The following is a 12204-nucleotide window of genomic DNA, read 5'->3' as shown; positions in this document are numbered from 1 at the left end:
TTCGGATCAAGCGGTCGGTTCAAGCGCTCAGGCAACGCGCTTCAGGTAGCCGTCCGGTGCGACGGTAATGAGGAGTTTGTGGTGAATATCGGCGTCGATCACGAATTCCGGGTGGTCACGCAGGTAGGCGTGCACAGCGGTCTTCGGGTTATTCCCGACGCCCCACGGACGATCGTTGAACATCGCTTGCGGCATGTCTTCGACAGCGGTGTCGAACACCACGCAGTAGCTGCCCACGCTGGTCAGCGGCGCGTAGGCTTCCAGTTCGGCAAGCACGTGGTCGTGGGTGTGGTTGGAGTCCAGCGCCACCAGCACGCGCTGCTTGCCCGCGGCGATGCGCTTGACCTGCTCGATGATGTCCGGGTCGATGCTGGAGCCCTGCAGCATCTGGACGCGCCGCGCCATCGGGTGCGCCTCGATCGCTTCGCGGTTGTGCTGGCGGATGTCGATGTCGATGCCTAGGACCTTGCCTTCACCATGACCGCTCTGGGCCAGCAGCTCGAGCATCGAGGCATAGAAGATCAGCGAGCCGCCGCGCGCAATGCCGGTCTCGATAATCAGGTCCGGCTTGACCTCCCAGATCAGTTGCTGCATGGCCAGCACGTCTTGCGGGCACTGGATGATGGGCAAGCCCATCCAGGTGAAGTTGTAGTGGTACTTGTGCGCGGTCACTTCGCGCAGCCAGATGCGTGACAGCGATTGCAGGTCTTTGTCCTGCGCCAGGGATTGGATGTTCTGCTGGACTTCGCCTTGGAACTGTTCGATGTCATTCATGGGTGAATTGGCGCCAGTTGAGGGTTTGTGGGTTCAGGTACTGCTTGCTCGCCGGGCCGTGATTGGCAATGAGGTCCAGGCTGCTGACAAAGGGGGTGAACGCGCCGTGCAGTTGCCGGTAAGGCAGCATGGCGTAGTTCATGTATTCGACGGTGATGCCGTGCTGCTCGAATTCAGCATGCGCCAGATAGTTCTTGGCGCCATGCCCGGTGATGTATTTGCTGCCGTGCAGTTGCCGCACGATGGCCAGTACGCGCTCGCTGTTGCGCCCGGGCACGGCCAGTTCCACGGAGTCGCGCAGCTTCGCACTGAGCGGGATGTCCAGATAGCTGCAGACCGCCTGCATCGACGCCAACGCCAGCGCGCCCATGTTGGCGTAGTCGGCCTCGTACACCGTGCGCACGAGTGCCAGCATGTCCTGCGCATAGGGCGCTTCTTCGTAGGCCTGCTCTAGTTTGCGCAAGTGCTGGCCGCGCCAGTCGGTGCTGGCGCAGGGGCGGACCTGATCGATGCGCTCACCCAGGTGGAACTTCTCCAGCGGAACGGTCAGCCAGCGTGATCCGGTGCGGTCCTTGATCTGCACCCGGTTTGTGAAGCTGCCTTTGGAGAACTGCACGTCCGCATAGTTGACGAAGACGTCCGCCAGCACGATCTGCTCAAGCATGCCGACCCAGGGGAACAACATGGGTTGTGAAATGACGATGTTCATGGGCTCAGCATGCGTTCCATCAGCACGACGTCATGCCAGCGCTGATCCTGCAGATAGTGCTCGGCCAACTGGCCGATCTGGCGGAAGCCGAGCTTCTGATACAGCTGGATCGCGCGTTCATTGTCAGCCAGCACTTCCAGCGTGATCTTGCGCAGGTTCAGCGTCTGGCGAGCGTACGAGAACAGCGCCTCGCAGGCGGCTCGCCCGTGTCCTTGTCCCTGATCGGCCGGTGCCAGGCAGATGCCCAGCGCAGCGTGCCGGTTGACCAGGTCGATCTTCGTCAACTGGAGGTAGCCCAGAACGCGGTCGCCGGCCTGCTCGGCAATGATGAAGAGCACCGCGTCGCTTTGCGTTGACCTGCCGACCAGCCAGTCGCGCACACTCGCCGCGGAGTTGGGCCTGGGGCGCGTCATCAACTGCAGTTGCGTGTGTACATCGTTACGCAGTGGCAGCAGATGCGGGATGTCGTCTTCGCGCCATGCGCGCAGGCATACATTGCCGGTAGCGATCATGGCTCGAACTGGAAGTAGCGGAAACGGTTGGGGAACGCGGCTTCCACGGTGTGTTTGACCTCATCGGCAATGACCGGATTGACCGCCAGATACACCAATTCGACTTCCGCCGGAATCTCGGTCAGCGCAATCACCGGCTTGCCCGCTAGGGATGAGCCTTGCAGATACGGGTTCTGGTCCACAAAGGCCCGCAGCGCGTGCGGGTGCCGCAGATTGCTGGCGGTGTAGGTGCCATAGAAGCCCGCGCCGTAGATCACCGCAGGCGCGCCCTGGTGGCGCGTTTCAAAATCGCCCAGGTGGTTGGCCGCTTGCTGCCAGAAGCGCGCAAGGCGGTTGGCGGCGCCCACGGTGTCCGCCAGTTGCCGCGGATCAAGGGCAGGCGCAGCATGGTCCGGCGCCGTGCGTACAGCGGTGACGACGAATGCGCCGCGATGGCTGCGTTCGTCAAGTTCGAGCAGCTCGAAACCGTGGCTGGCGAGCAGTACCTGCAGGGACGTGCGCGTGAAATGGTTCACGTGATCCGCCACCAGAAAATCAGCCGTATTGGTGAACGTGTTGGGCACGATGGCATACAGCCGGCCGCCCTCGCGCAGCAACCCGTGGATGGCACGCAGCGTGGTGCTCAGGTCTGGAATGTGCTCAAGCGAGAAGAACGAACTGACGACATCGAATGAACGTTGCCATGCCGGCGGGATGGTGTACGTGGCCCATTGCCCGGCGCTGAGGAATTTCTCCCAGAAGCCGACGTAGCGGTCGCTGATGTCGAACAGGTGGACCTTCACGTCCGGGCGCTGCTGTTTGAGCAGTCGCATGGTCGCGCTTTTTGCGCAGCCGAAGTCGACCACGCGGGCGCCCTCGTGTAGCCCCCCCAGCAGTTGCAGCTTTTTCTGGAAGAGCGCGACCTGGTGATCGGCACGGAAGATCTTCTGGCCATTCTCGACCGCGTAGATCTGGTCTTCTTCCTCGCTGTTTACGAGGATGTCGTATTCGGTGTCGTAGAAGCTGCCGTTGTCACACAGCTCGACGGTCTGGATGTGGCCGCACGCGGCGCAGCAGAACACCTCGAGCGTGCCATCCATGGCGCGGCGCAGTGATGACAGCGCGCTTTGCGGGGCACGGTAGATCGGCTCTGGCAGCGGTTGCTGGCAAACATTGCACGGCAGTGCACCTGTCGTCATGGTCAGGCTTCCACAGAAAGTTCGGGATGGACGGTTCGGAAGTCGACGCCGTTGGCGTATGAACCTTTCCAGCCGTGCGAGCGCCCGGTCGGCTCGCAGAAATTGAAGTAGCGGAACTGCATCGACCAACGCGAGCGGCCGCTGGTGTTTTGGCCCGATGCGTGCAGCACCAGAAAATCAACCAGCACCAGATCACCGGGTTGGGTCAGCGGCTGCACGTGTGGATAGCGCGCGAGATAGGTGGCTTCATCCTTGAGCATGAGCGCGTAAGCGCCTTGCTTGCCGGCGTTGTCCGGGTCTGCGCTCACGACCGGCAGCGGCCCTTCCCGATGCGAACCGGGGCAGAACTCCACGGGCCCGATCTCGGGCGTGATCTCCACGAGCGGGCTCCAGAACACCACGCCGTCCAGGCTGCGCAACTGCGCCGGATATTCCTGATGCCAGTTGGCGCGAAATTTCTCTTCACGCGGGTTGTCGATGCGGATGCCATAACCGGCGCCGGCAATACCGGGCAGCGCGCCGGGGCGCAGCTCGGACACCACCTGCTCATGGCGCGGATCGCCCAGGAGCCGGACAAACGCCGGGATCTGCTTGACTGCGTCATACACCTCGGCGCCATATTTGCGATTGGCTTTGATCAGCGCCTGGTAGCCGTCGTCGAAGCGTTCCGGTGCAAACGGCGCACGCTCGATGTCGAGCCGGTACTTGTCGATGACCAGACCGATAATGTTGTAGATCGCACGTTGGATCGGCACCACCTGGTCCGGCGCATAAAAGTCACGCAGGATCAGCAGGCCGTCGCGCTGGAAGGTCTCGATCTGATCGGGGGTCAGGATGCCAGGCACGTCTGCTTCTCCTGATGTTCTTGCACGAGATCGAGCACCACTTGCGACACGGTGTCGATGTCTGCGCTCGACATGTCGTGATATGACGGCAGGTTGATGGCGCGCTCGGCAATTGCGTAGCTGTTGGGCGTGTTGCCTGGTGCGTCACCAAAGAGGCCCATCTGGCTCAGGGGATAGAAGAACACGCGTGCATCGATGCCGCGGCGCGAGAACGCGGCCAGCAATCCATCGCGCGTGATGCCCAGTGCCTCGTCAAACACGACGGTGGGCATCCAGTAGCTGTTGAGCGTGCCAGGTGACTCCGGGTTGAGCGCAAGGGCACCAACGTCACCCAGATGCTTCTGGTATGCCGCGAAGATCTCGCGCTTGCGTGCAACCAGCGCGTCGATGCGCTCAAGCTGCGCGCAGCCGATGGCGGCCTGCACGTTGGAAATGCGGTATTTGAAGCCGATGAAATCGGACCAGAACTGCTTGCCGCCCGGCACGCGGCCATGGTTGTTGAGCGTCATCACGCGGTCGTACAGCGCGCGGTCGTTGGTGACAAACATGCCGCCTTCGCCCGTCGTCATGGTCTTGGTGCCATGGAACGAGAACGTGCCGAAGATGCCTTGCGCCCCGGTTGCGTGGCCGTGCCAGCGCGAGCCAACAGCCTCGGCTGCGTCTTCGATGACGGGAATGCCGTGGCGCTTGCCGATGTCCAGCAGGCGGTCCATCTCGCATAGGTTGCCGTAGAGGTGCGTTGCGATGATCGCCTTCGTGCGCGGGGTGATGGCCGCTTCCACGAGCGCCGGGTCCAGGCACCACGTGTCCGGCAGAATGTCGACAAACACGGGCGTAGCGCCCACGTAGGTGATGGGCGACGCCGTGGCGATCCAGTTCGTGTCGGCCAGGATCACCTCATCGCCGGCGCCGATGCCGAGCGCGGCCAGCCCCATGTGCATGGCACCGGTGCAGCTCGACGTGGCAATGGCGTACTGCGTGCCGACAAATTCGGCAAACTGCTTTTCGAAGCGGTTGATGTAGGCGTAGCACTGGTCGCCCCAGCCGTTGCGTGCGGCGTCAGTGGCGTATTCGACTTCCAGCTCGGTGATCGACGGCTTGGAGTACAGAATCTTTTGGGTCATGGCTGTTCCTGCAGTTCAGGATTCAGGGCTCGCAACGTGATGCCTGCAAACGCGTCGGTCAGCGGCGGATGGTTGCGGTCCCGGTCGGAGCATTCGGAAATGGCGAGCGGCCAAGCGATGCCGATGCGGCCGTCGGTCGGGTTGAGGCCGTCTTCAGCGGCTTGCGCGTATGGCTTGGAGGTGAGATACAGCAGCTCGCAATCGTCTTCCAGCGCCTGGAAGCCGTGGGCAAACCCGCGCGGCACCAGCAGGCTGTTGTGGCGTTCGGCGGACAACTCCAACGCATGCCATTGCAGGAACGTCGGCGAGCCCGCACGCAGGTCAACGGCCACGTCGAACACACGGCCGCGCACGCAACTCACCAGCTTGATCTCGGCATGCGGCGGGTACTGAAAGTGCAGCCCGCGCACGGTGCCGCGCTTGGCGGAATAGGAGTGATTGATTTGCGCGATGGGGCTGTCAAAGCCGGCGGCGGCAAGTTCGTCTGCGCAGAAGAAGCGCGTGAAGTAGCCGCGATGGTCACCGATGACCTTGCGGCTGATCTCGACCAAGCCGGCTAGGGGTGTCGGTTGGATGGTGAAGCGGTTCATGCGGCGCTCCTGAAAGCGGCAGCAGACGCGGCGGCGGTGAAACGGTCGATCTGCTGGTCACAGAGAGAGCGCGCGCTCGCTGTTTTCTCATGCAGATGCCGATACCACGTGGCGGTCTGTTCCAGCGCGGTTTCAAACGGCCACGCTGTCTGCCAACCTAGATGCTGGCGCGCGCGGCTCGCGTCGAGATGCAACATGCCCGCTTCATGGCGGCCGGCGGCCGCATTGGCGTCCAGTTGCCAGATCAGCGTGGGCCAATGTTGCTGCAAGCCTTGCAAGACCTGTTCGACCGTGCGCGTGGCAGCGCTGTCCGGGCCGAAGTTCCAGGCGGTTGCGCACGAGGCGTCACCGGCCAGCAGCCGTTGCGCGAGCACCAGATACCCATGCAGGCAATCCAGAACGTGCTGCCACGGCCGCGTGGCGTGCGGTGAACGGATGACCAGCGGGGTACCGGCACGCATCGCGCGCTCGGCATCGGGAATGAGCCGATCTTCGGACCAGTCTCCGCCGCCGATCACGTTGCCGGCGCGGCCGGTAGCCAGCAGCGGGCCGTTGGCGAAGAAGGCGCGCCGGTAGCTTGCGGCCACCAGTTCGGCGCAGGCCTTGGATGCGCTGTACGGATCATGGCCGCCGAGCGCATCCGTCTCGCGGTAGCCCCACGCCCATTCGCGGTTGTCGTAGCACTTGTCGGTGGTGGCGACCACGATCGCCGACAGGCCGGCGCACGCGCGCGCGGCTTCCAGCACGTTCACGGTGCCCATCACGTTGGTGGCGTAAGTGCCGACCGGGTCCTGGTACGACGCACGCACCAGCGGTTGCGCCGCGAGGTGAAACACCACGTCAGGCCGCGCCGCCGTCATCGCGGCACGCAGGCCATCCGCGTCACGGATATCGCCCAGCGTGTGGCCAGCCATGGCGGATTCCACCTCGGCCAGCGTAAAGAGATTCGGGTTCGTTTGGGGCGCCAGGCTGTAGCCGTACACATCGGCGCCAAGCTGGCGCAGCCACAGCGCCAGCCAGCTTCCCTTGAAGCCCGTGTGCCCGGTCAAGAAGACGCGCTTGCCGGCCCAGGCAGCGGGGTGGAGCGTCACCACTTTTTCCACGGTGCACTCCCCGATTGCCACATGGCTTCGAGACTGTTCTTGTCGCGCAGCGTGTCCATCGGCTGCCAGAAGCCCTGGTGCTCGAACGTGTTCAACTCGCCCATCTCGGCCAGGCGATTCATCGGCTCGCCTTCCCAGTGGGTGTCTTCACCCGCGATGTATTCGATGACGGCCGGGTTCAGCACAAAGAAGCCGCCGTTGATCCAGGTGCCGCCGTCGCCGGGTGGTTTCTCCGTGAAACCGGTCACACGGTTGCCATCGCGCTGGAGCATGCCGTAGCGGCCCGGCGGCTGCACGGCCGTCACCGTGGCCATCTTGCCGTGGGCGCGGTGGAAGGCGATCTTGCGGGTGATATCGACGTCGGACACACCGTCGCCGTAGGTAAAGCAGAAGGGCTCGTTCGGATCGAGATACGCGGCAACACGCTTCAGGCGCCCGCCGGTCATGGACTGCTCGCCGGTATCCACCAGCGTGATGCGCCATGGCTCGGCATGGCGCTCATGCACCGTCACTTCGTTCTTCGACATATCGAACGTCACGTCCGACATGTGCAGGAAGTAGTTGGCGAAGTACTCCTTGATGACGTAGCCCTTGTAACCGAGGCAGATGATGAAATCGTTGATGCCGTGCGCGGCATAGATCTTCATGATGTGCCACAGGATGGGGCGGCCACCAATTTCGATCATCGGCTTGGGCCGCAGGTGCGATTCCTCACTGATGCGCGTGCCGAGGCCCCCGGCCAGGATGACTGTCTTCATGATTGCGTACTCATGCGGCGACGGCGGCGCTGCGCTCCTGCATCTGCCGCGCAATGTCGGAATATTGGTTCGACTTGATGGCCAGCGTGTCGGCCAGGGCCCGGTAGGTCAGCGCCAGGTACTTTGCGGCGGCAAAGCTGCCGCGCCCGAATACGGCGGCGTCCAGTTTGGGCTGCTCGCCAATTTCCAGGCACTTCAGGAAGGCGTTTTCTGCCATCGGCAGCCATTGCTTTTCGGCTTGTGCAGGGTCTTGCGCGGCGGCTTCGAACATCAGGTGTCCGAGCATGTAGAAGTAGTCTGGCGAGCCGGACCACTCCTCCATCCATTCACCCGCCAGCGTGATGGCCGCGTCGAGTTGCTTCGATTTGGAAAGACACGCCAGCAGGCAGATGCACAGGTCATGCCGATATGGCGCCACCTTGGGTGCCATTGCGAGCGCGCGCTGATAGTGCGCTGCGGCCTCGGCCGGGTCTTTCTGGTTGATCTCGAAGTCTTTGCCGAGCTGGTAAAGCACATACGGGTCATCCGGATGCGCTGCCAGCTCGAGTTGCAATAGCGTGTGGTTGCGCCCACGCTTGCGGTCCAGCTTGGCGTTCATGTAGCCGTCGTGACCAATCACGAGTGGCAGACGCACACGCTGCAGGTTGGCCGCGGTTGCCACCGGCTGCTCGTGGATACGGCCCTTGTAGCGCACGCCGCGAGGCAACAGGCGGGCGATCCAGCTGTTGGAATGCTCTACGTGGCCGGAAATGTCGTATTCACTGCGGATGCACACCACACCCAGCAACGGGCCGAACGTGCAGGCGTTGCGCAGCTCTTCCGTGCCGGCTTCGATCCATTCGTCGGCGTCCAGCACGAGGTTCCAGTCTGCATTGGCGGCGGCCAGCGCGGCATTGCGGGCGGCGGAAAAATCATCCACCCACGTGAAATGGTGCACCTGCGCGCCGCACGCCTTGGCGATCGCCACGGTGTCGTCAGTCGAGCCGGTGTCCAGCACGATCATGCGATCGACGTGCGGCTTGGCGCTCATCAGGCAGCGCTCGATGCAGGCGGCTTCGTCGCGGGCAATGACGACCAGCGCCAGACTGCCCTTGGCCGGCTTGGCGTGATGTTTGGCGTGCTTGGACATGCGGCGAAGAAAAAGAGGCGTAGAAAAAAGTGATTTCAGATCGACATACTCATGATGCTCTGGTATGCCGAGACGAACTTGTTGCGCACCTGCACGGCGGTCTGCATGTCGATGTTGGCTTTCTGGAGCGAGAGCATCACGTCGTGCAGATCCACGTCGTTGTTGCCCATTTCGAAGCTGCGCGAGATGGATTCGGCCTTCTGCTGCGACGCATCGACCCTGTCCAGCGACGACTTGAGCACCGCGCCAAAGTCGACGCTGACCTTGGCGCCGTCGCCCGAGGTCGAGCCGCCCGAGCCAATGCCACCCACCGTGCTGGACGGCGACAGCACGCTGTTCATCAGCGAGACCACTGAATGGGCGTTCGTAATATCCATGTGAAGGAAACTCCTCTTTTGCTCTGTCCTGCTTGCGGCGCCGCTGCTTGGCTGCCTGGGCCGGGTTTCCAGGGCGCTTTCCGCCCCGGCCGGTTGGTCGCTATGGCGCCACGGTGATGCAAAGGTAGCCGCCCGCCCGCCGTTCCCAAGCGCCCAAAAGAACGGGAAAAGGCCCTCTTCTTGCCGATTTGCTTGCGCACCCACTGCCGATAATGGCAACCACGGAGCCATGCCCGGACATTGGGTGAGCGCTCAAGCAACGTAGTCAGTCAGGAGATTTTGGATGCCAACGACAGCCGATTCGGTTGCTGTCGCCGACACGCTCGGTACGGTGGATATGCCGACGGTGGGCCAGGGCGCGATGACGCGCCAGAAAGCGGGAGGAGCAGGTGCGCTGGGCGCCCTGGGCCCGCTCGGCCGTCTGTCGCCGCGTCTGCTGATGATGATCGGCGGTGCCGCGCTGGTGGCCGTCATTGCCGCCGCGATGCTGTGGAGCCGGGCTCCGGACTACCGTGTCCTGTACAGCAATGTGTCCGACAGCGACGGCGGGGCGATCATCGCTGCGCTGCAGCAGATGAACGTGCCGTACCGCTTCGCCGAAGGCGGCACCGCCATCATGGTGCCCGAGACGAGCGTGCATGAAGCCCGTCTGAAGCTCGCTTCGCAAGGGCTGCCCAAGGGCGGCCAGGCCGGCTTCGAGCTGATGGAGAACCAGAAATTCGGCACCAGCCAGTTTGCCGAGCAAGTCAATTACCAGCGCGCCCTGGAAGGCGAGCTCGCCCGCACCATCCAGGCCATGCAAGAGGTGCAGTCCGCCCGCGTGCATCTGGCAATGACCAAGCCGTCGGTGTTCGTGCGCGAGCAGGCCAAGCCCAGCGCGTCGGTGCTGCTCAAGCTGTATCCGGGCCGCATGCTCGACCGCTCGCAGGTGCAGGCCATTGGCCACCTGGTGTCGAGCAGCGTGCCGAACCTGCCGCTGGCCAATGTGACGGTGGTCGACCAATCCGGCCGCCTGCTGTCGTCGTCGTTCCAGGACAACGCCTCGGGCCTCGACCCGACGCAACTGAGCTACGTGCGCGACGTCGAGCAGGGCTATATCAAGCGCATCGAAGCCATCCTCGGCCCCGTGGTGGGCGAAGACAACGTGCGTGCGCAGGTGACGGCCGACGTCGATCTGGACAACACCGAGCAGATGGCCGAGAGCTACCGTCCGAACCAGGACCCGGCCAACGCCGCCGTGCGCAGCACGCACACCGCTGAAGCCACGCAGAACAAGGCCGACGCCCAGGGTGGCGTGCCGGGCGCGCTGTCCAACCAGCCGCCGACCGCGCCGCGCATGCTGCCGACCGCACCGGCTCCGGCCTCGGCGTCGCAACCGGCTGCGACCGGCCCGAATGGCCAACCGCAACAGGCGGCGGCTGCCAACACGAGCGGCACCGCGGCCAACGGCAATTCGTCGAGCACCCGCGACACCACCACCAACTACGAAGTCGACAAGACCGTGCGCCGTACCCGCGCCGCAGTGGGTACCGTGCGCCGCCTGTCGGTGGCCGTGGTGGTCAACTACCGTGGCGACGGCAAGACCTGGAAGCCGCTGTCGGAAGCCGAGATGGTCAAGCTCAACGCGCTGGTCAAGGACGCCGTGGGCTTTGACGCCAAGCGCGGCGACTCCGTGAACGTGGTCAACAGCCAGTTCTCGGGCACGCTGCCGATGTCCAAGGACGACCTGCCGCTGTGGAAGCAGCCGGACATGATCCAGTACGCCATTCAGGCCGCCAAGTACCTGGCGCTGGCAATCGGCTTCCTGATCCTGGTGTTTGCGGTGATCCGTCCGGCGATCCGCTCGATGGGCAAGAAGGACGCGCCGGCCACGCCCACCTTCGTCGGCCGTGAAGGCGAAGATCCGAACGCCCCGATCATCACCGGTGCTGCGGCTTCGGCCGGGCCGGAGCTGGAAGGTCCGGCGGCGGGCGCCGATTCCGAAGAGCTGCCGGACGCGCTGCCGCAACTCAAGAACAACGACTTCGAGAAGAAGCTCGAGACCATGCGCCGCGTGGCGCAGAGCAACCCGCGCGCCGTCGCGGCCGTCATCAAACAATGGGTGAGTAACGAATGAGCGCCGAAGGACTCCAACGCAGCGCCATCCTCATGATGTCGCTGGGCGAAAGCGAAGCAGCTGAAGTGCTCAAGCACCTGGGCCCGCGCGAAGTGCAGAAGCTGGGCGCGACCATGGCCGCGCTGAAGAACGTCTCGCGCGAGCGTGTGCTCGACGCCTTTGACGCCTTCTTTGTCGAAGCCGAAGACCTGCCGCTGGACGTGGATTCGAACGAGTACATCCGCACCGTCTTCCGCAAGGCATTGGGCGACGACCGCGCCGCCAACATCATCGACCGCATCCTATCGGGCGGTGACACAAGCGGCATCGAAGGCCTGAAGTGGATGGATGCATCGTCGGTGGCGGAACTGATCCGCAACGAGCACCCGCAGATCATCGCCACGATCCTGGTGCACCTTGACCGCGACCAGGCTTCGGAAATCCTGACCTATTTCACCGAGCGCCTGCGCAACGACACCATCCTGCGTATCGCCACGCTCGACGGCATTCAGCCCAGCGCCCTGCGCGAGCTGAACGACGTGCTGACCAAGCTGCTGCAAGGCAACGACCACCGCAAGAAGAACGCGATGGGCGGCGTGCTCACGGCAGCGGAAATTCTCAACCTGGTGCCGAGCGCCGTGGAGAGCGCGGTCATCGAAGGCGTGCGTTCGCGCGATCCGGAACTGGCCGACGCCATCGTCGAGAAGATGTTCGTGTTCGACAACCTGATCGATCTGGACGGCCGTGCGCTGCAGACGCTGCTGCGAGAGATCAGTCAGGACGTTCTGGTGGTGGCGCTCAAGGGCGCCAAGCAGGAGTTCCGCGACAAGGTATTCGCCAACATGTCGCAGCGTGCCGGCACGATGCTCAAGGAAGAGCTGGAAGTGCTCGGCCCGGTCAAGGTGTCGGAAGTCGAAGCGCAGCAGAAGGAAATCCTGGTCGTTGCGCGCCGCCTGGCTGACGAGGGCGAGATCACCATCGGCCGCAAGGCGGAGGACGCCTATGTCTGA

13 protein-coding genes are annotated in these 12204 nt (G+C 63.6%); 2 read left to right on the top strand and 11 right to left on the bottom strand.

From position 1 onward, the window contains the following. Positions 1-27: 27 nt before the first annotated feature. Genes ACUXH0_RS00605 through fliE form a run of 11 tightly spaced genes read right to left on the bottom strand, consistent with a single transcriptional unit; the run spans position 28 to position 9099 of the window. The gene (locus ACUXH0_RS00605) at positions 28-774 is read right to left on the bottom strand and encodes a cephalosporin hydroxylase family protein (protein ID WP_004631452.1); all 747 of its coding nucleotides are present in this window, start codon (positions 772-774) and stop codon (positions 28-30) included. After that, entirely contained in the window at positions 767-1483 is a 717-nt protein-coding gene (locus ACUXH0_RS00600; protein ID WP_024542093.1) for a WbqC family protein, read from the bottom strand. The genes ACUXH0_RS00605 and ACUXH0_RS00600 overlap by 8 nt, the downstream gene beginning before the upstream one ends. Then, entirely contained in the window at positions 1480-1995 is a 516-nt protein-coding gene (locus ACUXH0_RS00595) for a GNAT family N-acetyltransferase (protein WP_024542092.1), read from the bottom strand. Before ACUXH0_RS00595 ends, ACUXH0_RS00600 begins: the two co-directional genes overlap by 4 nt. After that, positions 1992-3173, bottom strand: coding sequence for a class I SAM-dependent methyltransferase (locus tag ACUXH0_RS00590; RefSeq protein WP_024542091.1), 1182 nt, complete (start codon positions 3171-3173; stop codon positions 1992-1994). Before ACUXH0_RS00590 ends, ACUXH0_RS00595 begins: the two co-directional genes overlap by 4 nt. 2 nt (positions 3174-3175) lie before the next feature. After that, entirely contained in the window at positions 3176-4018 is an 843-nt protein-coding gene (locus tag ACUXH0_RS00585; protein ID WP_182593622.1) for a phytanoyl-CoA dioxygenase family protein, read from the bottom strand. Then, positions 4003-5142 carry a DegT/DnrJ/EryC1/StrS family aminotransferase gene (locus ACUXH0_RS00580; RefSeq protein ID WP_004631457.1) on the bottom strand — a complete coding sequence of 380 codons (1140 nt, stop codon included), beginning with the start codon at positions 5140-5142 and terminating at the stop codon, positions 4003-4005. Before ACUXH0_RS00580 ends, ACUXH0_RS00585 begins: the two co-directional genes overlap by 16 nt. Continuing rightward, a complete protein-coding gene (gene rfbC, locus ACUXH0_RS00575) occupies positions 5139-5732 on the bottom strand; it encodes a dTDP-4-dehydrorhamnose 3,5-epimerase (RefSeq protein ID WP_024542089.1) in 594 nt (197 codons plus the stop codon). Before rfbC ends, ACUXH0_RS00580 begins: the two co-directional genes overlap by 4 nt. Further along, on the bottom strand, positions 5729-6835 hold the full coding sequence (gene rfbG / locus ACUXH0_RS00570) for a CDP-glucose 4,6-dehydratase (protein ID WP_024542088.1): 1107 nt from the start codon (positions 6833-6835) through the stop codon (positions 5729-5731). Before rfbG ends, rfbC begins: the two co-directional genes overlap by 4 nt. Beyond that, positions 6820-7593 carry a glucose-1-phosphate cytidylyltransferase gene (gene rfbF, locus ACUXH0_RS00565; protein ID WP_004631460.1) on the bottom strand — a complete coding sequence of 258 codons (774 nt, stop codon included), beginning with the start codon at positions 7591-7593 and terminating at the stop codon, positions 6820-6822. Before rfbF ends, rfbG begins: the two co-directional genes overlap by 16 nt. Positions 7594-7603: 10 nt before the next feature. Beyond that, positions 7604-8722: a glycosyltransferase family 2 protein gene (locus ACUXH0_RS00560; protein WP_004631461.1), complete on the bottom strand. Its 1119-nt coding sequence runs from the start codon at positions 8720-8722 to the stop codon at positions 7604-7606. A gap of 35 nt (positions 8723-8757) precedes the next feature. After that, entirely contained in the window at positions 8758-9099 is a 342-nt protein-coding gene (gene fliE, locus ACUXH0_RS00555) for a flagellar hook-basal body complex protein FliE (protein ID WP_004631462.1), read from the bottom strand. Between the two features lie 283 nt (positions 9100-9382). Between fliE and fliF the strand changes: the two genes are divergently transcribed. Continuing rightward, positions 9383-11215 carry a flagellar basal-body MS-ring/collar protein FliF gene (gene fliF, locus ACUXH0_RS00550; RefSeq protein WP_024542087.1) on the top strand — a complete coding sequence of 611 codons (1833 nt, stop codon included), beginning with the start codon at positions 9383-9385 and terminating at the stop codon, positions 11213-11215. Beyond that, a complete protein-coding gene (fliG, locus tag ACUXH0_RS00545) occupies positions 11212-12204 on the top strand; it encodes a flagellar motor switch protein FliG (protein WP_004631464.1) in 993 nt (330 codons plus the stop codon). The genes fliF and fliG overlap by 4 nt, the downstream gene beginning before the upstream one ends.

This window comes from Ralstonia sp. 110700041-2 (assembly GCF_056280165.1).
This window is presented reverse-complemented; position numbering and strand designations above follow the sequence as displayed.